This window comes from Intrasporangium calvum DSM 43043 (assembly GCF_000184685.1).
GTDB classification, from domain to species: Bacteria; Actinomycetota; Actinomycetes; order Actinomycetales; family Dermatophilaceae; genus Intrasporangium; species Intrasporangium calvum.
Window position 1 is genome coordinate 3,097,579 of the sequence record NC_014830.1, and the last position, 18,921, is coordinate 3,116,499.

Consider the following 18,921-nt stretch of genomic DNA (forward strand, 5'->3'; position numbering starts at 1 on the left):
GCGGCCACCTAGAGCTTCTGCGGGACGACCTGGAAGTACACGGCCGTGATGACGAAGTTGACGACGAACAGCAACATGAAGGTGATGACGACGCTCTGGTTGACGGCGTCCCCGACCCCCTTGGGTCCCCCACCCGCGGTCAGGCCCTTGTGGGCCGCGACGATGCCGGCGATGGCGCCGAAGACGAGCGCCTTGAGCTCACCGGCCCAGAGGTCCGGCAGCTGCGCCATGGCCGTGAACGACGCGATGTAGGCGCCGGGCGTGCCACCTTGGACGATGACGTTGAAGACGTACCCGCCGACGACTCCCACGACGGAGACGAGGCCGTTGAGCAGGACCGCGACGAGCATCGAGGCGAGGACCCGCGGCACGACGAGCCGCTGGATCGGACTGATGCCGAGGACCTCCATCGCGTCGATCTCCTCACGGATCTTGCGCGAACCGAGGTCGGCACAGATCGCCGAGCCCCCCGCACCGGCGATGAGCAGCGCCGTGACGATCGGCGAGGCCTCCCGGAGCACGGCGAGGACCGACGCGGCGCCGGTGTAGGACTGTGCGCCGAGCTGGCGCGTCAGCGTCCCGAGCTGGAGCGCGATGACGGCCCCGAACGGGATCGAGACCAACGCCGTCGGCAGGATCGTGACGCTCGCGAGGAACCAGGACTGCTGGATGAACTCCTTGACCTGGAACGGTCGCCGCGGCAGCGCGCGCAGGACGTCGAGGGCCAGGGCGAAGAGCGAGCCGGACTGCCGGAGCACACCGGTGACGGGGGTCGCCATCAGCCCACCTCGCCGGAGCGGGAGGCCAGGGCTCCAGCGGGAGCGAGCCCGGCGGCATACGGGATGGCGTGGTCCGCGGAGGCGAAGGAGCCGGGGGGCGGGGTCACCGCGTGCGTGCGGCACCACTCGCCCGGCTCTCGCTGGGCGCGGCGGCGGAGGCCGTTGCTCGGGGACAGCTGGAGCGGGATCGGCGGCAGTGGCGGCAGCTCCTGACCGGACTCCGCGGCGAGCTCGTCGGCGTCCTTCTCCTCGGACATGCCGATCGGGCCGACGGTCTGCGCGTTGAGGAACTGGCGCACCACCGGCTCCTCCGATGACAGGAGCATCTCCCGCGGCCCGAACATCGCCAGGTGGCGGTGGTAGAGCAGGCCGATGTTGTCGGGCACCGTCCGCGCGGTGTTGATGTCGTGCGTGACGATGAGGAACGTCGCATCGATCTGGGCGTTGAGGTCGATGAAGAGCTGGTTGATGTAGGACGTGCGCACCGGGTCGAGCCCCGAGTCCGGCTCGTCGATGAGCAGGATCTCCGGGTCGAGCACGAGGGCCCGCGCGAGTCCGGCCCGCTTGCGCATCCCCCCGGAGATCTCACCGGGCAGCTTGCGCTCGGCGCCGGTCAGGCCGACGAGGTCCATCTTCTCCATGACGATGCGCCGGACGTCTGACTCGGCCTTCTTCGTGTGCTCGCGGAGCGGGAACGCGACGTTGTCGAAGAGGTTCATCGAGCCGAAGAGCGCGCCGTCCTGGAAGAGCACGCCGAAGAGCTTGCGGATCTCGTAGAGGTCGTGTTCGCGCAGCCGAGGGACGTCCTGGCCCCCGACGACGATCGAGCCGGCATCCGGCTTGAGCAGCCCCACGAGCGTCTTGAGGAACACCGACTTGCCGGTCCCCGAGGGGCCGAGCATGACGGAGATCTCCCCCGCAGGGATCGTCAGCGTCACGTCCCGCCAGATCGTCTGCGAGCCGAAGGTCTTGGTCAGGCCCGTGACCGCGATCTCCACACCCATGTGGCACCTACCGTTTCCGACCGTCTCGACTCGGTCACGGGGAAAACGAGGTGCGGGCCCGGAGGTTACGGGAGGTTACCGACGAGTTCAGCCGTATGCCGCCGGGCCGGGTCCGCGCCCAGGCTGCGGTCCCAGCCCTCCCGCCCACCCCGTCGAGTGCGCACTTCGTGCCATCAGCCCTGGTGCAGCTGGGCCGCGGCGGCAGCCACGACCGCTGCCGTGACCGCGTCGAGGGCGGGCGACGAGAGCTTCCACGCCTGCCAGAAGAGCTCGACGCGATCCGTGCGCCTCGGGTCGAGGTTGACCAGGAGGTCCCGGGGATCCTGCAGGTCCGGGACCATGCCCCAGCCGACGCCGTGGCGAATGGCCGCGACGAACTGGCTGGAGTCGGGCACGAACGTCGCGGGCGGCTCCGCGCCGGGCGCCACGGAGTCGAGGACGGTGCGCTGCATCCGGTCCTTGCGGTCGAAGTGGACGACCGGTGCCGCGGCGAGAGCGTCTGGGCTCGCTCCGTCCGGGAACCACTGGCGAACGAAGGACCTCGCGGCCTTGGCCCGGTAGACCATCGTCCCGAGGCGACGGGCCCGGCAACCCTGGACCGGCGTGGGCTCGGTCGTGACCGCCGCCATGACCTCACCCGTGCGCAGGAGGTCCGCGGTGACGTGCTCGTCGTCGCGACGCACCTCGAGGTCGACCAGTCCGGTGCCGGCGATCGCCGCCAGCGCCTCGGGGAACCACGTGGCGATGGAGTCCGCATTGACGACGATGGGCAGGCGCACGCGCGGCCGGGAGCCTGCCGCGGGTGACCGGAGGTCTGACCAGGCCTCGTCGGCGAGGTGCAGCAGCTGACGGGCGCTGCGCAGCAACGCAGCGCCGCGCTCCGTGGGCCGGACCGGCCGGGACCGCTGGACGAGGACGGACCCGGCGCTCACCTCCAGCGCCTTGATCCGCTGGCTCACGGCGCTCGGCGTGATGTGCAGGGCCGCGGCGGCGGCCTCGAACGTCCCATGGTCGACGACCGTGACGAGGGCGCGCAGCTGGTCGAGTTCCATGAAGCAACTCTAATGTTCCATGAGGAAGATGCGCTGGTCTTGACCAGGTTGCGGCCCTACCGTCGGACCCGTGCCACTGCTCTCCCCCGCCCTCTCCCCCGCGCTCGCCGGCTTCGGCACCGGCGCCGGCCTCATCGTGGCCATCGGCGCCCAGAACGCCTTCGTCCTGCGGACCGGGCTCGCTCGCACGTGGGTCCTGCCCGTCGTCCTCGTGTGCCTCGTGTCGGACGCCGTCCTCATCGTCGCCGGCGTCGCGGGAATCGGCGCGGTGACGGCGCGGGCGCCGTGGGCGCTCGAGGTCGTCCGGTGGCTCGGGGTCGCCTTCCTCGTCGGCTATGCCCTCCTCGCCCTCCGGCGCGCCGCCCGTCCCTCGGCGCTCGCCGCCGGGGACGTCGGTGCAGGGGTCGGTGCCGGAGTCGATGCGAGGGTCGATGCAGGGGTCGGTGCAGGGGTCGCGGCACGGTCCGCTCGGCGAGCCGTCCTCACGGCCGTGGCCCTGACCTGGCTCAACCCGCACGTCTACCTCGACACCATGGTCCTCATCGGCTCGCTCGCGGCCACGTACGGCGACCCGGGGAGGTGGACCTTCGGAGCCGGGGCGGCCCTCGCCAGCGCCGTGTGGTTCCCGCTGATCGGCTTCGGGGCGATGCGACTCGGCCGGTTCCTCACCCGACCGGCCGCGTGGCGGATCGTGGACTCGGTCATCGGGATCCAGCTGCTCGTCGTCGCGGCGGCCCTGGCCTCCCCCACCTGACCTCGCAACACACCCGCTTACCGTCTGCAGGTGCCGGCATCAGACGGCATGACCGCGCGGTAAGCGGGTGTGTTGCGGTGGGGGTGGTCAGCTCCGGGCGAGCTCGATGTCCTCGGAACCCTGCCCAAGGCGGACCCGCACCCCGCGGACGTCAGCGGTCGTCGGGTCCTCGCCGAGCCGCGCGAACACGTCGTTCAGCTTGGCGAACGTCTCCGTGGTCGGCTCGGGAGCCTGCCCGTCGGCGTTCCCGCGCAGACCGGTGACACGATGGTCCTCGCCGAGGCTGAAGCTCGCCGACAGCCGGGTCACCGGCCGGCCGAGCCGCTGCTCGATCCCCTGCCGCAGGATCACCGCCGCCTCACGGGCGACATCGGTGCCGGCAGCCGGCTCCCGCTCCGACGCCGCCCCGGGACGTGCCTCGGGCTCACGCTGGGGCCCGGTCTGGGTCGGAGCCTCGGCCTCTGGCTGGGTCCCAGGCTCGCGCTGGGTCCCAGGCTCGCGCTGGGTCCCAGGCTCGGGCTGGGTCTTCGGCCCCGGTTGGGTCTCCGGCTCGGGCGCGATGACGGACCCCACGGCGGTCGTCGCAACGGCCGTGGGCAGGCGCTCGCCGTGGCCCTCCGAGATGAACCCCGACCCCGCGTACGCGACCTTCGCAAGGTCCAAGCGCTCGTCGCGGGCGAGCGAGTTGTCGACGACGAAGGCGACGTGGACGGGCAGGTCCGCCATCTGGGGGTGGAGCTGCTCGCCGACGAAGCGGGCGCACACGACGAGCGCCTGAACCCGGACCATGGGCCGGCCCTTGCGGTCCGGGACCCGCTGGGTGGCGTCGACCCGGCCCAGGTCGAAGCCCACGGGCGGGTAGAAGTGCAGCGGCCGTCGCAGCACCACGAGGGAGTAGTCGGGCCGGTCCGGCCCGGGCAGCAGCCGGTACAGCTCGCCGTTCACCGGGAGCTGCCAGCTCAGCTCCGGGGCCGCCCCGTCGAAGTGGGAGATGTGGACGAGCGGGCCGTGGCGGCCCCGGGACGGCTCGGGCGGTGCGCCCGAGGGCGCAGCCGGCGCCGATGCCGGGCGGTCGGCGGCGGGTGACGTCATGGTGGCCAACCTACCCGTGCGGGTCCGGGCCCGGCCCTGGGAGCCAGCTCAGCGGCATACGGCAAAAAGGCGGGCCCGACCACCCAGCTGGGTGAACGGGCCCGCCTTCGCGAGTGAGAGCGTCAGCTCACTTGAGCTCGACCGTGGCGCCGGCGCCCTCGAGCTGCTCCTTGGCCTTCTCGGCGGCAGCCTTGTCGACCTTCTCGAGAACGGCCTTGGGAGCGCCGTCGACGAGGTCCTTGGCCTCCTTGAGGCCGAGGCTCGTGAGCGCGCGGACCTCCTTGATGACCTGGATCTTCTTCTCACCAGCGGCGACGAGCACGACGTCGAACTCGTCCTGCTCCTCCTCGGCGGCCGCGCCGCCGTCGCCGGCGGCCGGGGCGCCGGCAGCCGCAACGGCGACCGGGGCAGCAGCGGTGACCTCGAAGGTCTCCTCGAACAGCTTGACGAACTCGGAGAGCTCGATCAGGGTCATCTCCTTGAAAGCGTCAAGGAGCTCTGCGGTGCTGAGCTTCGCCATGATGGCTTCCTTCCTGTTACTTGCCGTGAGTGGCGGTTTGGTGAATGAGCGGAGGCGCGAAGCGCGTCAGCTCTCGTCGCCACCCTCGGCGACGTCGGTGGCTGCCTCGGCGGCCGGAGCGGCCTCCGTGGCGGGGCTCTCTGCCTCGACCTTCGCGCGCAGGGCGTCGACCGTGCGAACGGCCTGCGAGAGAGGAGCGGCAAAGAGGTAAACGGCCTTGGTGAGGGAGCCCTTCATGGCCCCCGCCAGCTTGGCCAGGAGAACCTCGCGCGACTCAAGGTCGGCGAGCTTCGTGATCTCCTCGGCGGTCAACGGCTTGCCGTCGAGGACGCCAGCCTTGATCACGAGGAGGGGGTTTGCCTTGGCGAAGTCACGCAGACCCTTGGCCGCTTCGACCGGGTCACCGGTGACGAAGGCAATGGCAGTCGGGCCCTGGAGCTGGCCCTCGAAAGCCGTGATGCCGGCCTCCGCTGCAGCCTTCTCGGTGAGCGTGTTCTTGACCACGGCGTAGGTTGCGTGCTCTCGGATCGAGTTGCGCAGCTGCGAGAGCTGCTTCACGGTCAGGCCGCGGTACTCGGTGAGAACGGCCGCGCCGGACTCCCGGAGCTTGTCCGCGATCTCGGCGATGGCAGCGGTCCTATCGGACTTGCTCATCTGGGCCTCCTTCCCTTGCGTCGTGCCGCAGGCGGAAGGCTCGAGGGGCCCACACGACAAGAGCCCCGGCGCAGGCGCTCGGGGCTCACAAGGACATACAAGGTCGTATGCCGCTGGGCTGAGTGTCCTGCGCTGGCTGCCCACATCGTGTGGAACCTTCGGGAGGGGCGTGGTACCCACGTCCTCCAACCGGCGGTCATTGGTCGTGACTCAGAGTACGGGCTCCGTGGTCCTCGGCCAAATCGGCGGTTCCGCGCGCGGAGATCGCGGCCCCGCTGGACTCCTCCTTCGGTGCGGCGCGGGTGTTCGCTTCTGGAGCAGGCGTGTCCTAGCGTGGGCCGTATGCGACAGCAGGCGACGTCACGGCCTGCCCGACCCGTGCGATCCCTGCGCCGGCTGCGTGCTCAACGAGCCCTGGCCGCGGCGGCGGTCGCGGCCTGCCTCGTCGCCAACGTCTGGGCCGTCGCCAGGGCCGCGACCGACCCGGGCACGAGCGGGGCGTTCACGGCGATGAGCCGGGTGTCCTTCGACCTCGGGCTCCAGCCGGTGGCGGGGAGCACGGCGAGGACGGTGTCACCCGACCCGTCGGCTCCCGCAGAGGTGGTCGAGCGTGGCAACGGGACGCTGACGCCCGTGGCCATCCCGGACGAGGCCCTGCGGACGGCGAAGGACGGCCGTCAGGTGCGGATCAGCGTGGAGACCGAGGGCGGCCTGCCGGTCGACGCCGCGGAGTTCGCCGCAGCCGTCGCCACCACCTTGTCGGACCCCCGCGGCTGGCAGCAGGTCGACCGGGTGCGGTTCGTGGCGGTCTCCCCCGCCGATCTCGCGAAGGGCGCCGAGTTCGACGTCCGCATCACCCTCGCGAGCCCCGACACCACGGACCGGCTCTGCGCGCCGCTGCAGACGCGGGGCCAGGTCAGCTGCCACAACGGTGGCCGCGCCGTGATCAACCTCCGCCGTTGGCAGCTCGGGGCCGAAGCCTACGGCGACGACGTGGCCGCCTACCGGGAGTACGTCGTCAACCACGAGGTGGGCCACGGACTCGGCCACGGGCACGCGTCCTGCGCCGGCCCCGGGAAGGTGGCGCCGGTGATGATGCAGCAGACCCACGGCCTCAAGGGCTGCATCGCCTGGGCGTGGCCGGCTCAGCAGACCGCCTGACCCTCGCTCGCCGGACCCGAGACCGCGATGGCCCGCCACCCCGAGGGGTCGCGGGCCGTCGTGCGAGCAGGCTCAGGCCTGTGCGTCCTCCTCGACGAGGAGGTTGCGCGTCTTGCTGAAGTCGAGCGGGATGCCCGGGCCCATCGTCGTGCTGATGGTCGCCTTCTCGATGTACCGGCCCTTCGAGCTGGAGGGCTTGAGCCGGAGGATCTCCTCGAGCGCGGCGGCGTAGTTCTCGACGAGTGCCTTCTCGTCGAAGGACGCCTTGCCGATGATGAAGTGGAGGTTCGCGTGCTTGTCGACGCGGAACTCGATCTTGCCGCCCTTGATGTCGGTGACGGCCTTGGCCACGTCCATCGTCACGGTGCCGGTCTTGGGGTTCGGCATGAGACCGCGCGGGCCGAGGACCTTGCCCAGCCGGCCGACCTTGCCCATCATGTCCGGGGTCGCGACGACGGCGTCGAAGTCGAGCCAGCCGCCCGTGATCTTCTCGATCATGTCGTCCGAGCCGACATAGTCCGCGCCGGCCTCACGGGCCGCCTCGGCCTTCTCGGCGTTCGCGAAGACGAGGACGCGGGCGGTCTTGCCCGTGCCGTGCGGCAGGTTGACCGTGCCGCGGACGGCCTGGTCGGCCTTGCGCGGGTCGACACCGAGGCGCATCGCGACCTCGACCGTCTCGTCGTACTTGGCCTTCGCCGTCTGCTTCGCGACGCGGACCGCCTCGAGCGGGGGGTAGACCTTGCCGGGCGTGACGAGCCCGGCGGCGGCGCGGTAGTTCTTGCTGCGCTTCATGGTTCTCCTTGGTGTTACGGGGTGGAGTCGTGGTGCTGGGCCAGCGCTGGCCCTCCCACTGCCCAACAGCATGTCGTATGCCGCCGGGCTCGGTCCCCGGCGCACGTTGCCGCACGCCGGGGTCGAGGTGTCACAGCTCGGTGTCGATGCCCATCGAACGAGCCGTGCCGGCGATGATGCGCGCCGCCATCTCCTCGTCGTTGGCGTTGAGGTCTTCCATCTTCTGGCGAGCGATCTCGAGGACCTGGTCCCGCGACAGCTTGGCGACCTTCGTCTTGTGCGGCTCACCGGAGCCCTTGGGGACGCCCGCAGCCTTCTTGATCAGCTCAGCGGCCGGCGGCGTCTTGGTGATGAACGTGAAGGAGCGGTCCTCGTAGACCGTGATCTCGACCGGGATGACGTTGCCACGCTGGGCCTCCGTCGCGGCGTTGTACGCCTTGACGAACTCCATGATGTTGACGCCGTGCTGGCCGAGGGCCGGACCGACGGGCGGGGCCGGCGTGGCCGCACCAGCCTGGATCTGCAGCTTGATGAAGCCGGTGGCCTTCTTCTTCTTGGGGGGCATGACTGCCTACCTTCTGTGGTGTGTGGGCCGACGCCTTGGGCGATGACCCGGTTGCATGACCGGGAAAGCGAAGCCTTCTCGGGGTCTGTTCCGCGGACGGAGCCAGCAAACCTGTCAATTGTGCCCTGCACCGATGCCGACCACCAAAACGGGGGTCGATCACCGGGGCAGCCACGCGGGTGGTTCCGGGGTACACGGGGGCGGAGGCCGCCAGGCCGGTGAGCCCCCGCGCGGTCAGATCTTGGCGACCTGGCCGAACGAGAGCTCGACCGGGGTCTCGCGGCCGAAGATCGACACGAGGACCTTGAGCTTCTGGGTGTCGCTGTTGATCTCGGAGATGGTCGCCGGGAGCGTCTCGAACGGGCCCTCCATGACGGTGACCGACTCGCCGACCTCGAAGTCGACGACAGCAGCCGGCTTCTTCGCAGCGGACCTTCCCGCCCCGGAGCCACCCTCGGTCGGAACCTCGAGGTTCGGCGCGAGCATGGTGAAGACCTCGTCGATCGACAGCGGCACCGGCTGGTGCGCGTTGCCGACGAAACCGGTCACCCCGGGCGTGTGACGCACGGCGCCCCAGCTCTCGTCGGTGAGGTCCATCCGGACGAGGACGTAGCCAGGCATCCGAACCCGCCGGACGAGCTTCTTCTGGCCGTTCTTGATCTCGGTCACCTCTTCCATGGGGACCTCGATCTCGAAGATGTAGTCCTCCATGTTGAGGGTCTGGATGCGGGTCTCGAGGTTGGCCTTGACCCGGTTCTCGTACCCGGCGTAGGAGTGCACGACGAACCAGTCGCCGGCGCGGGAGCGCAGATCGGCCTTGAACGCAGCGACCGGGTCCTGCTCGGCAGCGGCGGCAGTGGCGTCCTCCTGCTCGGCGCTCGTGTCCTCGACCTCGGACTCCTCGGCCACGTCGGACTCGTCTGCGGCAGCCGTCTCCGTCTCCTCGGTCTCGGCCACGTCAGCCTCGGAAGCGGCGTCACCGCTGCCGGTCTCGGCGTCCACGACAGCGTCGAGCTGCGCATCGAAAGAGCGATCCGTGTCGGCCTCCGTGGCCCGGACGTCGCTCTCGGCGTACTCGGTGTCAACGCCCTGCTGGGCGAACTGGTCGGACACGCTCTGACCTACTTCCTTGCTGGTTGATTCGGCTCGGGGCTCGCGGCGGCTAGAGCGTCTCGCCGGCCAGGACCCACGACACGAGCTTGCTCCACCCGAGGTCGAGCCCGGACACGAGCGCCATGATCACCAGCACGAAGACGATCACGACGGAGGTGTACCGAACGAGCTCGGGTCCCGTCGGCCGCACCACCTTGCGCAGCTCGTCCAGGATCTGGCGCACGAAGAGGCTGATCGCGTCGAAGAGGCGCGAGACCGGGTTGCCACCCGCCGCCTTGTCGGCCCGACCGGACCCACGCTTGGCGCTCGTCTCCGTCACGATTCCTACTTTCTGTCTTGGGTGCAGCCCGCGACAGCACCTCGACGCATCTCGCGAGGCGATGAGCCGCGTGCCGCCACGCACGACGACCACTCTGGAACGCAGGGCAAGAGGGACTCGAACCCCCAACCGCTGGTTTTGGAGACCAGTGCTCTACCAATTGAGCTATTGCCCTTCACCGGGTCTCGTTGGGGGATTCCCGGCGGAACGGCAGCCAGCAGCATGCGCCGGCGTGCCGTCCGAAGGTCGATCATACGGGACAGAGCCGTGCATGGCGAACCGGGCGGACACCTCCCCCGAGGCCCTTGCACCGGCATGCGGACGAGGCACGACGGGCCCGTTCGCAGGTGGCAGGATCGAGGCGTGACGACGCATGCGCCCTTGGCAGATCTCACCGACGACGAGCTGACCGCCTTCCTCCAGGACCAGCAGGGGGCCTACGACCGGCTTCGCGCCGCTGGTCTCAAGCTCGACCTCACCCGCGGCAAGCCCTCACCCGAGCAGCTCGACCTCTCCGATGCGCTTCTCGAGCTCCCGACCACCACCAAGGATCGGGCCGGCACCGACGTCCGCAACTACGGCGGCCTCGAGGGCCTGCCAGAGCTGCGCGAGATCTTCGCCGAGCTGCTCTCCACCAGTCCCGCCCAGGTCATCGTCGGGGGCAACTCGAGCCTGAGCATGATGCAGGCCACGATCGTCAACTTCCTGCTGCACGGCGGTATCGACTCGCCACGCCGGTGGGCGGACGAGGAGAACGTGCGCTTCATCTGCCCGATCCCCGGCTACGACCGTCACTTCTCGCTCGTCGGCTCCTTCGGGATCGAGATGGTGACCGTCGACATGCGGCCGGACGGACCGGACATGGCCGCCGTCGAATCGCTCGTCAGGGACGACCCCTCCGTGAAGGGCATCTGGATCGTCCCGACCTACTCCAACCCGACCGGCGCCGTCGTCTCCCAGGAGATCGCCGCGCGCTTGGCCGCGATGCCGACCGCAGCGCCCGACTTCACCATCTTCTGGGACAACGCGTACGCCTTCCACCACCTCACGGACGACGAGGCGAAGAGCGCCGACATCCTCTCGCTCGCCGCCGCGTCCGGGCATCCGAACCGCGCCATCGCGTTCGCGTCGACGTCGAAGATCACGTACGCCGGATCCGGGGTCGCGGTGCTCGCGGCGAGCGAGGCCACCATCGCCTGGTACCTCAAGCACCTCTCCATGGCGTCGATCGGTCCCGACAAGGTCAACCAGCTGCGCCACGTCCAGTTCTTCGGGACCGCCCAGGGAGTGCGTGACCACATGGCCAGGCACCGCGACATCCTGGCGCCGAAGTTCGCGGCCGTGGATGCGGCCCTGACGGACGAGCTGGCCGGCCGTGGCATCGCCGAGTGGAGCCGTCCGACGGGCGGCTACTTCGTCAACCTCGACGTCCTCGACGGCACCGCATCCCGGGTCGTCGCGCTGGCCAAGGAGGCCGGGATCGGCCTCACCCCGGCCGGCGCCTCCTTCCCGCACGGACACGACCCTCGCGACCGCAACATCCGGCTCGCACCCAGCTTCCCGGAGCTCGACGAGGTCCGCACCGCGATGGCCGGAGTGGCCACGTGCGTGGCGCTCGCGGCCGGGGAGCAGGTCGCGGCTCGTCGCGGGCTGCGGGTAGGTACAGGGCAGAGCACGTCTTGACTCGCTGAACCAGGAAGGAAACCAGCATGAGCGGCACCGAGCCCAACGAGAACATCTCCGACGACCTCACGACGTACAGCGTGGACGACGAGGACCAGCTCCAGCCCGAGGACACGCTCGTCGGCGACGACGTCGAGGATGCGCTCGACCGCGGTTACTCCCCTGCGGACAGCCCCCGTGGCTCGCACGCCTTCGGCACGACGGCCTACGAGCAGTCCCTCGACGAGACGATCGACCAGCGGATCCTCCAGGAGGAGCCCGACCCGACGTCGGCATACGGCGCCCCCGACAACGAGAGCGGGCTGGACGAGGACGACAGGATCGGGGGGGACGACCCCGATGCCATCGACGCCGAGGACGACTGGCTCGGCGACAGAGAGGTCGGTTCGCGCCGGGCCGGACGTCTCGTGGCCGACGACGAGGGCGCCCACGAGGACACCGAGAAGGAGTCCTGGGCCCGCGACGTCGGCGTCGACGGCGCGGCCGCCTCCGCCGAGGAGGCCGCGGTCCACATCATCGAGGAGTGAGTGACCTCCGGTGACGGCCACGTCGTGCCTCGGCGGGCCGGGCTGGTGCCACACTGGCCCGCATGACTCGCGGGACTCGGCTCGTGGACGTGCTGCCCAAGGCGCACCTCCACCTCCACTTCACCGGGTCGATGCGGGTCGGGACCGTGCGGGACCTCGCCGCGAAGCACGGCATCCGACTGCCTGACGCCCTGCTCACTGACTGGCCGCCGCGGCTCGCCAAGGCCACCGACGAGCGCGGCTGGTTCCGGTTCCAGCGCCTCTACGATGCAGCGCGCGCCTGCGTGCGCGGCGAGGACGACATGCGGCGGATCGTGCGGGAGGCCGCGGAGGACGATGCCGCCGAGGGTTCCCGCTGGTTGGAGATCCAGGTGGACCCCACCTCGTACGCCCCCTTCGTCGGCGGCATCACGCCGGCTCTGGAGATCGTCCTCGACGAGGCACGGGCGGTGTCGGCCGCGGGTGAGGTCGGAGTCGGGGTCGTCGTCGCCGCCAGCCGCATGCGCCACCCGCTCGAGGCGCGGACCCTCGCTCGGCTCGCCGCCCGACATGCGGGGTCCGACCCCGGCGACGTCGTCGGTTTCGGACTGTCCAACGACGAGCGTCGGGGTGCCATCGCCGACTTCGCACCGGCCTTTCGCATCGCCCGACGGGCGGGACTCGGCCTGGTGCCCCACGGCGGCGAGCTGCTCGGCGCCCAGTCGGTCATGGAGACGCTCGAGCACCTCGACCCGGACCGGATCGGCCACGGCGTGCGGTCGGTCGAGGACCCGCAGGTCCTGGACGCCGTGGCGGAGTCCGGTGTCGCACTCGAGGTCTGCCCCGGCAGCAACGTGGCGCTCGGGGTCTACGCCGATCGGCAGGACGTTCCACTCCGCCGGATCCTCGACGCGGGTGTCGTCGTGGCCCTGGGGGCGGACGACCCCCTCCTCTTCGGCAGCCGGCTGGCCGATCAGTACGCCACCGCGCGGATCCTCGGCTGCTCCGACGCGGAGCTGGCCGAGCTCGCCCGGGGCTCCATCGCCGCCAGTCGTGCCCCGGAGGACGTGCGCGCCGCAGCTCTGCGGGACATCGACGGCTGGCTCTCGGAACCGCCGCCGATGCCGGTCGACCCCCCCTCGTGAGGTCGACCGGCCGTGGTCCTGGTTTGCCCGAGGCCGGGTGGGCCGTCCATGCTGGAGCGGATATGACGACACAGATGCAGCTCCCCGCGCGCCCCCGTCCAGCCGGCCCGACCCGACTCCGACGCCTCGGTGCGGTCGCCGCCCTCGCACCCCTCCTCGCCGTCGCAGCGTGCAGCAGCGAGGCGCCCGTGACGTCGGACCCGACGCGTCGGCCGGCCACCACGCCGACGGCCACGTCGTCCTCGAGGTCCACCGCCAGCCCGTCGAGCTCTGGGACGACCACGACCGAGGCGACGCCGACTCCGGACGCCAAGCCGACCAGGAGCCTGGTGAAGGTGCGCCTCGACGTCCCCACCCTGGGGCACGTGATCACGGTGTCGCGCGTGGTGCGCCACATCCCGTGGCCGGAGGGGAACCCCGTGGCGGAGGAGGCCTTCGAGCTCGTGGGGATCCGGGTCACCCTCGCCGCAGGCGACCGTTACACGGCCACCCTGTCGCCGAACCAGCTCTTCCTGCGCCTCGGCGACCTCGACGTCAAGCCGACGACGGAGTTCGCCAAGGCGTTCGGGAAGTCCTACGGCCAGGTCGTCGGGACCGCCAAGCGCGGGGAGACGAAGACGGGCTGGCTCTACTTCAAGATCGACAAGGGCGTGAGCCCCCTCGTCCTGGAGTACCACCGCCCCGCCTACCAGGTGTCGACGACGGACAAGGTGATCAAGGCACAGGTCTTCGCGCGCAAGATCATCGACTGAACGACGCCGCCGTGGCGGTCAGAGCGTCTCCCCCACGAGGACCGGCTCGTTGACGAGACGGATCCCGAAGGCTTCCTCGACCCCGTCTCGCACCTGTCGCGCCAGCGCCAGGATGTCCGAGGCGCTGGCCCCGCCCCGGTTCGTGACGGCAAGGGTGTGCTTCGTCGACAGCGCCGCCGGTGCAGGGAGACCAAAGCCCTTGCCGAACCCGGCGTGGTCGATGAGCCAGGCCGCGCTCGTCTTGACCCGCCCGTCCGGCTCGGCGAACCTCGGCGGTGACACCTCGGAGCCCAGGCGACCAGCGGCGCGCTCGGCCAGCGCGTCGAACCCGTCCTGGCTCAGGACGGGGTTGGTGAAGAATGAGCCGCAGGACCAGGTGTCGTGGTCGGCCGCGTCGAGGACCATCCCGCGCCTGCGACGTTGGTCGAGCACCGCTGCCCGCGTCTCGGCGAGCGGCACCCGTGTGCCGAGGCCCACCCCGAGGCCGTCGGCGAGCGCGGCGTAGGCGATGGGCCGGCTGAGGTCGGCGACCTCGAGCTGGAAGAGCACGTCGAGGACGACGTGGCGGTCGGATCCCTTGAAGCGCGAGTGGCGGTAGGTGAAGGCGCAGTCGGCGTTGAAGAACGTCCGAACCGCCTGTTCCTGCCGGTCCCAGACCCGAACCTGGGCGATGGTCTGGGCGACCTCCTGGCCGTAGGCGCCAACGTTCTGGATCGGGGTCGCGCCGGTGAGCCCCGGAATACCGCTCAGAGCCTCGACCCCGGCCCACCCCTCGTCGACGGCGCGGGCGACGACGCCGTCCCACCCCTCCCCCGCGGCCACCCTGACCATGGCACCTCCGCAGGAGTCCACCGACTCGCGGACGACCCCGCTTGTGGCGATCCGGACGACGGTGCCCGCGAAGCCGGCGTCGGCAACGACGAGGTTCGACCCGCCCGAGAGGATGAGCAGGGGCTCGTCCGCGTCGTCGACCTCGCGGATCGCGTCGACGAGCTCGTCCGTGCTCTCCACCGTGACGAGACGCGCAGCCGGGCCGCCGACGCGCATCGTCGTCAGGCCGGACAGCGGGACGCCGTGTTCCTCGCGCACGCTGACCGGTCAGTCCAGCCGAGCCACGGCGACGGCACGACCGAGAACCTTCTCGCCGGCGGCCGTTGCGGTCAGCTCGACGGTGACGCGTCGCGACTCCGGGTCGACGGCCTTGACGACCCCGGAGACCTCGAGGTCCGCGCCCGACTCGTAGGGGACGACCACGGGCCGGGTGAAGCGCGTGCCGTACTCGACGACGCGCCCGGCGTCGCCGGCCCACTCGCAGACGAGGGTGACCGCCGCCCCCATCGTGAACATGCCGTGAGCGATGACGTCGGGCAGGCCGACCGCCTTGGCGAACGGCTCGTCCCAGTGGATCCGGTTACGGTCCAGCGACGCGCCGGCGTACTGGACGAGCCGGGCCCGGTCGACGTGGATCGTCGTCGACGGCAGCTCGTCGCCGACGGTGACGTCAGCCGCTCGCCGAACCCTGGGGACTGCGGTGGACTCGGGCATCACTCGCCTCCTCGGATGACGATGGTGGACGTCGCGGTGCACACCGGCTCGCCGCCCTCGGTGGCCAGCTCGGTGCGCGTCGTCACCATGGCGTGGCCCCCGGCCTCGCGCACCGTGTCGACGTGCAGCGTCCCGACGATGGAGTCCCCAGCGGTGAGTGGCCGGTGGTGGACGAACTTCTGCTCGCCGTGGACCACGCGGGAGAAGTCGATCCCGGCGTCCGGGTCCGCGATGAGCTGGGCGTCGCACTGCTGCGCGATGAGCACCGCGAAGGTGGGCGGTGCGATGACGTCGGCGTACCCCCGGGCGCGGGCCGCGTCGACGTCGGTGTGGACCGGATCCGCGGAGCCCACCGCCTCGGCGAACTCCCGGATCTTCGCCGCGCTCACCCCGTAGGGCTCCGTCGGCGGGTACGTGCGTCCTTGGAAGTCAGCGTTCACCGGCATGGCGGCAGCCTATCGGCGATCGAAAGAGCAGTTCGCGCCAGGCGCCCCCAGCCGCGCATCGGGTGCCAGCCCGTCCCGAACTGCGCTTTCGTCGGGAACGAGCCCAACGGCATACGGCCACACAGCAACGCTCCCCCGGCCAGGAGGCCGAGGGAGCGTTGACGGCGATGGACGCTCAGCGCGTCTCGCGGTGCTCCGTGTGCTTGCCGCAGTTGGGGCAGAACTTGTTGAAGGCGAGCCGGTCGGGGTTGTTGCGACGGTTCTTCTTCGTGATGTAGTTGCGGTGCTTGCAGTCGGCACACGCCATGGTGATCTTGGGACGGACGTCCGTGCTCTTGCTGGCCACAACAACCTGCTCTCGAAATGACTGCGGATGAATCTGGGCTCGATGTCGCGCGCTGGGCACGCACGCGACGTCCAAGAATACGCGAGACCCGGGCGTTTCCTGAAATCGCCCGGGCCCGCGCGATGGTAGCGGGAGCGGGACTCGATCCCGCGACCTCACGATTATGAGTCGTGCGCTCTAACCAGCTGAGCTACCCCGCCATGGGCTGTCGGGCAGCCCATGTACGGACCACTTCCGACCGACCAGAGCCCCAATAGGGAATCGAACCCTAGACCTTTTCCTTACCATGGAAACGCTCTGCCGACTGAGCTATTGGGGCAGGGCCAAGCCGTGCGCGAAGCGCTGGGCTGACCTTTCGTGCGACCGCGAGACTACACGGTCGACCCGGCAGAGAGGAAATCGGTGCCGCCCGCGCGTCCCCGGTGTGCACCCGGCTCCGGCGCTGCAAGGATGCGTCCATGAGCGACGACCCGGGGACCGAGCCCGGCACTGAGTCCAGCGACCTCGCGGAGGAGGTGGAGATCCGCGCGCCCCGGATCCCCGACGACGCGACCGACGTGCAGATCCACCTCAACCGCTACAGCATCTGGCGGGCGGCTTGGGTCGTCGTTGCCGTCATCGCACTCGCGGCCCTGGCCCGGTTCGTCCTGGCCGATGCGGGCGGGGTCATCTTCACGCTCATCCTCGCCTTCCTCGCCTCGATCGCGATGGAGCCTGCCGTCGCCAGGCTGAGCCAGTCGATGCAGCGGGGCCTGGCGACCGCGATCGTCATGTTCGGCAGCCTCCTTGCCCTGGCAGCCTTCATCTTCGTGTTCGGCCGCCTGCTGTCCGACCAGATCGGCACCTTCGCCGAGTCGGTCCCCGCGCTCGTCGAGGACCTGACGAAGTGGGCGTCCGAGCGCTTCGGCATCGACCTCGACTACCAGAAGCTGCTGGACCGGCTCGGAGTGGGCACCTCGACGCTGACCACCGTGGCCCAGAACCTCGCCGGTGGCGTCCTCGGCTTCCTCCTCTCCGTCGTTGCGGCGGCCTTCAGCACGCTGACGTTCGCCTTCTTCGCCTTCTACTTCTCGGCGGACGGGCCTCGTCTGCGCCGGTGGATCGGACAGCTCGTGCCGCAGCGGCAGCAGGAGGTCTTCGGACTCGCCTGGGACCTGGCGGTGCGCAAGACCGGTGGCTACGTCTCCGCGCGGGTGGTTCTCGCCGCGATCAACGGCGGCCTGACCGCGGCCTTCATGCTCGTCATCGGGATGCCCTACTGGCTCGCCCTCGGCATCTGGACCGGCGTCGTCGCGCAGTTCGTGCCGACGGTCGGCACCTACATCGCCATCGCCCTGCCGGTGGTCATCGGCCTCATCGGCGACCAGCCGTGGCAGGGACTCGCTGTGCTCGCGTTCGCGGTGGTGTACCAGCAGATCGAGAACGTCACCCTGGAGCCGCGGATCTCCGCCTCGGCGGTCAATGTCCATCCGGCGGTGTCGTTCGGGGCGGTCCTCTTCGGCGCGTCGCTCTTCGGGATCGGGGGCGCGTTCGTGGCGGTTCCCGTGGCCGCGCTGCTCCTCGCGCTCTTCGACATCTACTCACACAAGTACGAGCTGGTGCCTGACCTGGCGGAGCTGAAGCCCGGCGAGCGGGAGACCGAGGACAGCTCCGGCGACGAGGACCTCGTGGCGAAGCACCACCGCCTCCGCGGGTTGATGGGGCGGCGCTCGGACTGAGCCGCGTCGGGGCGTCCACGGCGGCTGCCGTATGCCGCTGGGCTGGCTGGCGCTCGGCGGCGAGGTTCCGGAGGTGGGTCGGCCGTCACCGCCTGGGGTCGTGGTCGCTGAGCGCCTCCTCGGCCTGCTCCTGCGCCGCTTGGCGGCGGTCTCGCGCGCCCAGCGCATCCTCCAGCTCTGCCGTGACCTTGGCCAACCGGTCGCGGGCCGTCGCGAGGCGGCGCTCGAGGTCGGCGATGCCCTCGGTCACCTCCTCCTGACGGGCCGTGAGGACCGCGACGTTGCGGTCGGCCTCCCGGGCGGCATCCCGGGCTGCCTTCAGGGCACCCGCGAGCCGGTTGCGCTGAGCCTCCCGCTTCGCCCGGCGGCGCTCCTCCAGGTCGTCGGCCACCGACGACGCATTGGCGTCGGACCGGCCGTCACCCTCGCCGGAGCCCTGGACGACGGTGAGTGCGGGCTCGTCGTCGTCGATGGCGACGGCGTCCTCGATGTCGACCGACCCGAAACCGGAGTAGCTGAGCGCCTTGACGAGCGCGCCGGTGAGGACCTTCTTCTCGGCCTCCTCGTCCGCGATGAGCGCGACCAACGTGTCGTGCACCTCGACGAGCGGCGCGGCGCCGACCGGGTTCCCGGCATCGCGGGCTGCAGCGGCGATCTGGAGGCCGAGCGCGTCGACCCGCCTGGCCCGCTCGCGTCCGAGCGCCCGGAGCTGGTCCGCATCGAGCGTCCGCTGCGCCTCCCTGAGCAGCTCGGCAAAGCTGCGGAACTCAGCCAGCTCGTCGAGGTGAGTGCGCACGAAGTGGTTCAACGCCCAGGCGGCCACCGTGGGTTTGCGCAGTGCGGCGACCTGCTTCGCGAGGTCCTGGTCCCCTGCGGCCCTGGCCTCGTTCGCCAGCCTCCCCCGGAGCGCGGTGAAGTCGCCCGGTGGCACGGCGTAGAGCTGCTGGACCGCGGCGCGCAGGTGGAGGATCACGA

22 protein-coding genes and 3 tRNA genes are annotated in these 18,921 nt (G+C 70.6%); 7 read left to right on the top strand and 18 right to left on the bottom strand.

What is annotated here, in order from left to right; genetic code table 11:
* Positions 1-8: 8 nt before the first annotated feature.
* The 3 genes from INTCA_RS14030 to INTCA_RS14040 form a co-directional block, all read right to left on the bottom strand.
* Positions 9-779 carry an MlaE family ABC transporter permease gene (locus tag INTCA_RS14030; RefSeq protein WP_013493591.1) on the bottom strand — a complete coding sequence of 257 codons (771 nt, stop codon included), beginning with the start codon at positions 777-779 and terminating at the stop codon, positions 9-11.
* Positions 779-1,783 (bottom strand): ABC transporter ATP-binding protein, encoded by a 1,005-nt coding sequence (locus INTCA_RS14035; RefSeq protein ID WP_013493592.1) that lies wholly within the window; start codon positions 1,781-1,783, stop codon positions 779-781. Before INTCA_RS14035 ends, INTCA_RS14030 begins: the two co-directional genes overlap by 1 nt.
* Before the next feature lie 173 nt (positions 1,784-1,956).
* Complete coding sequence (locus tag INTCA_RS14040) at positions 1,957-2,835, bottom strand: LysR family transcriptional regulator ArgP (RefSeq protein ID WP_013493593.1); 879 nt, start codon at positions 2,833-2,835, stop codon at positions 1,957-1,959.
* A gap of 70 nt (positions 2,836-2,905) precedes the next feature.
* Here INTCA_RS14040 and INTCA_RS14045 point away from each other — a divergent pair, with 70 nt between their 5' ends.
* Positions 2,906-3,589 (top strand): LysE/ArgO family amino acid transporter, encoded by a 684-nt coding sequence (locus tag INTCA_RS14045; RefSeq protein ID WP_013493594.1) that lies wholly within the window; start codon positions 2,906-2,908, stop codon positions 3,587-3,589.
* Between the two features lie 87 nt (positions 3,590-3,676).
* On the opposite strand, the gene INTCA_RS14050 is transcribed toward INTCA_RS14045, so the two are convergent.
* The 3 genes from INTCA_RS14050 to rplJ all read right to left on the bottom strand — a co-directional run bounded on the left by INTCA_RS14050 (position 3,677) and on the right by rplJ (position 5,855).
* Positions 3,677-4,681: a hypothetical protein gene (locus INTCA_RS14050; protein WP_013493595.1), complete on the bottom strand. Its 1,005-nt coding sequence runs from the start codon at positions 4,679-4,681 to the stop codon at positions 3,677-3,679.
* A 127-nt stretch (positions 4,682-4,808) separates the two neighbouring features.
* Complete coding sequence (gene rplL / locus INTCA_RS14055; RefSeq protein WP_013493596.1) at positions 4,809-5,201, bottom strand: 50S ribosomal protein L7/L12; 393 nt, start codon at positions 5,199-5,201, stop codon at positions 4,809-4,811.
* A gap of 66 nt (positions 5,202-5,267) precedes the next feature.
* Positions 5,268-5,855 (bottom strand): 50S ribosomal protein L10, encoded by a 588-nt coding sequence (gene rplJ / locus INTCA_RS14060; RefSeq protein WP_013493597.1) that lies wholly within the window; start codon positions 5,853-5,855, stop codon positions 5,268-5,270.
* Between the two features lie 342 nt (positions 5,856-6,197).
* Between rplJ and INTCA_RS14065 the strand changes: the two genes are divergently transcribed.
* Positions 6,198-7,016 carry a DUF3152 domain-containing protein gene (locus INTCA_RS14065; protein ID WP_148236606.1) on the top strand — a complete coding sequence of 273 codons (819 nt, stop codon included), beginning with the start codon at positions 6,198-6,200 and terminating at the stop codon, positions 7,014-7,016.
* A gap of 72 nt (positions 7,017-7,088) precedes the next feature.
* Here the strand turns inward: INTCA_RS14065 and rplA are convergent, their stop codons facing one another.
* The 5 genes from rplA to INTCA_RS14090 form a co-directional block, all read right to left on the bottom strand.
* Entirely contained in the window at positions 7,089-7,808 is a 720-nt protein-coding gene (rplA, locus tag INTCA_RS14070; protein ID WP_013493599.1) for a 50S ribosomal protein L1, read from the bottom strand.
* A 130-nt stretch (positions 7,809-7,938) separates the two neighbouring features.
* Entirely contained in the window at positions 7,939-8,373 is a 435-nt protein-coding gene (gene rplK, locus INTCA_RS14075; RefSeq protein WP_013493600.1) for a 50S ribosomal protein L11, read from the bottom strand.
* A 234-nt stretch (positions 8,374-8,607) separates the two neighbouring features.
* Complete coding sequence (gene nusG / locus INTCA_RS14080; protein WP_013493601.1) at positions 8,608-9,486, bottom strand: transcription termination/antitermination protein NusG; 879 nt, start codon at positions 9,484-9,486, stop codon at positions 8,608-8,610.
* Positions 9,487-9,535: 49 nt separating this feature from the next.
* Entirely contained in the window at positions 9,536-9,805 is a 270-nt protein-coding gene (secE, locus tag INTCA_RS14085) for a preprotein translocase subunit SecE (protein ID WP_013493602.1), read from the bottom strand.
* A gap of 102 nt (positions 9,806-9,907) precedes the next feature.
* Positions 9,908-9,980: transfer RNA gene (locus INTCA_RS14090), tRNA-Trp, on the bottom strand.
* A 188-nt stretch (positions 9,981-10,168) separates the two neighbouring features.
* Here INTCA_RS14090 and INTCA_RS14095 point away from each other — a divergent pair.
* From INTCA_RS14095 to INTCA_RS14110, 4 genes are all read left to right on the top strand, one after another.
* Entirely contained in the window at positions 10,169-11,488 is a 1,320-nt protein-coding gene (locus INTCA_RS14095; protein ID WP_013493603.1) for an aspartate aminotransferase type Ic, read from the top strand.
* Between the two features lie 26 nt (positions 11,489-11,514).
* Positions 11,515-12,015, top strand: coding sequence for a DUF5709 domain-containing protein (locus INTCA_RS14100; RefSeq protein ID WP_013493604.1), 501 nt, complete (start codon positions 11,515-11,517; stop codon positions 12,013-12,015).
* Positions 12,016-12,077: 62 nt separating this feature from the next.
* The gene (locus INTCA_RS14105) at positions 12,078-13,139 is read left to right on the top strand and encodes an adenosine deaminase (RefSeq protein WP_041307764.1); all 1,062 of its coding nucleotides are present in this window, start codon (positions 12,078-12,080) and stop codon (positions 13,137-13,139) included.
* A 62-nt stretch (positions 13,140-13,201) separates the two neighbouring features.
* Positions 13,202-13,891: a DUF4352 domain-containing protein gene (locus tag INTCA_RS14110; RefSeq protein WP_041307766.1), complete on the top strand. Its 690-nt coding sequence runs from the start codon at positions 13,202-13,204 to the stop codon at positions 13,889-13,891.
* An 18-nt stretch (positions 13,892-13,909) separates the two neighbouring features.
* Here INTCA_RS14110 and INTCA_RS14115 read toward each other — a convergent pair whose 3' ends face one another.
* From INTCA_RS14115 to INTCA_RS14140, 6 genes are all read right to left on the bottom strand, one after another.
* A complete protein-coding gene (locus INTCA_RS14115) occupies positions 13,910-14,980 on the bottom strand; it encodes a UDP-N-acetylmuramate dehydrogenase (protein ID WP_013493607.1) in 1,071 nt (356 codons plus the stop codon).
* 9 nt (positions 14,981-14,989) lie between these two features.
* Positions 14,990-15,436, bottom strand: coding sequence for a MaoC family dehydratase (locus tag INTCA_RS14120; RefSeq protein ID WP_013493608.1), 447 nt, complete (start codon positions 15,434-15,436; stop codon positions 14,990-14,992).
* Positions 15,436-15,882 carry an FAS1-like dehydratase domain-containing protein gene (locus INTCA_RS14125; RefSeq protein ID WP_013493609.1) on the bottom strand — a complete coding sequence of 149 codons (447 nt, stop codon included), beginning with the start codon at positions 15,880-15,882 and terminating at the stop codon, positions 15,436-15,438. Before INTCA_RS14125 ends, INTCA_RS14120 begins: the two co-directional genes overlap by 1 nt.
* Positions 15,883-16,057: 175 nt before the next feature.
* On the bottom strand, positions 16,058-16,228 hold the full coding sequence (gene rpmG / locus INTCA_RS14130) for a 50S ribosomal protein L33 (protein WP_013493610.1): 171 nt from the start codon (positions 16,226-16,228) through the stop codon (positions 16,058-16,060).
* Positions 16,229-16,351: 123 nt separating this feature from the next.
* Positions 16,352-16,428, bottom strand: a tRNA-Met gene (locus INTCA_RS14135).
* A gap of 46 nt (positions 16,429-16,474) precedes the next feature.
* Positions 16,475-16,547, bottom strand: a tRNA-Thr gene (locus INTCA_RS14140).
* 139 nt (positions 16,548-16,686) lie between these two features.
* Here INTCA_RS14140 and INTCA_RS14145 point away from each other — a divergent pair.
* Positions 16,687-17,946 (top strand): AI-2E family transporter, encoded by a 1,260-nt coding sequence (locus tag INTCA_RS14145; protein WP_013493611.1) that lies wholly within the window; start codon positions 16,687-16,689, stop codon positions 17,944-17,946.
* A gap of 85 nt (positions 17,947-18,031) precedes the next feature.
* Here the strand turns inward: INTCA_RS14145 and INTCA_RS14150 are convergent, their stop codons facing one another.
* A complete protein-coding gene (locus INTCA_RS14150) occupies positions 18,032-18,919 on the bottom strand; it encodes a hypothetical protein (protein ID WP_148236608.1) in 888 nt (295 codons plus the stop codon).
* Positions 18,920-18,921: the final 2 nt, after the last annotated feature.

What these genes read in the sequence shown, in the direction of transcription:
- rplA (WP_013493599.1), bottom strand. Translation starts at nt 7,808, where the DNA reads ATGAAGCGCAGCAAGAACTACCGCGCCGCCGCCGGGCTCGTCACGCCC.
- INTCA_RS14030 (WP_013493591.1), bottom strand. Translation starts at nt 779, where the DNA reads ATGGCGACCCCCGTCACCGGTGTGCTCCGGCAGTCCGGCTCGCTCTTC.
- INTCA_RS14125 (WP_013493609.1), bottom strand. Translation starts at nt 15,882, where the DNA reads ATGCCGGTGAACGCTGACTTCCAAGGACGCACGTACCCGCCGACGGAG.
- INTCA_RS14100 (WP_013493604.1), top strand. Translation starts at nt 11,515, where the DNA reads ATGAGCGGCACCGAGCCCAACGAGAACATCTCCGACGACCTCACGACG.
- INTCA_RS14065 (WP_148236606.1), top strand. Translation starts at nt 6,198, where the DNA reads ATGCGACAGCAGGCGACGTCACGGCCTGCCCGACCCGTGCGATCCCTG.
- rplL (WP_013493596.1), bottom strand. Translation starts at nt 5,201, where the DNA reads ATGGCGAAGCTCAGCACCGCAGAGCTCCTTGACGCTTTCAAGGAGATG.
- INTCA_RS14105 (WP_041307764.1), top strand. Translation starts at nt 12,078, where the DNA reads ATGACTCGCGGGACTCGGCTCGTGGACGTGCTGCCCAAGGCGCACCTC.
- INTCA_RS14110 (WP_041307766.1), top strand. Translation starts at nt 13,202, where the DNA reads ATGACGACACAGATGCAGCTCCCCGCGCGCCCCCGTCCAGCCGGCCCG.
- INTCA_RS14120 (WP_013493608.1), bottom strand. Translation starts at nt 15,436, where the DNA reads ATGCCCGAGTCCACCGCAGTCCCCAGGGTTCGGCGAGCGGCTGACGTC.
- INTCA_RS14035 (WP_013493592.1), bottom strand. Translation starts at nt 1,783, where the DNA reads ATGGGTGTGGAGATCGCGGTCACGGGCCTGACCAAGACCTTCGGCTCG.
- rplJ (WP_013493597.1), bottom strand. Translation starts at nt 5,855, where the DNA reads ATGAGCAAGTCCGATAGGACCGCTGCCATCGCCGAGATCGCGGACAAG.
- INTCA_RS14040 (WP_013493593.1), bottom strand. Translation starts at nt 2,835, where the DNA reads ATGGAACTCGACCAGCTGCGCGCCCTCGTCACGGTCGTCGACCATGGG.
- INTCA_RS14145 (WP_013493611.1), top strand. Translation starts at nt 16,687, where the DNA reads ATGAGCGACGACCCGGGGACCGAGCCCGGCACTGAGTCCAGCGACCTC.
- INTCA_RS14050 (WP_013493595.1), bottom strand. Translation starts at nt 4,681, where the DNA reads ATGACGTCACCCGCCGCCGACCGCCCGGCATCGGCGCCGGCTGCGCCC.
- rplK (WP_013493600.1), bottom strand. Translation starts at nt 8,373, where the DNA reads ATGCCCCCCAAGAAGAAGAAGGCCACCGGCTTCATCAAGCTGCAGATC.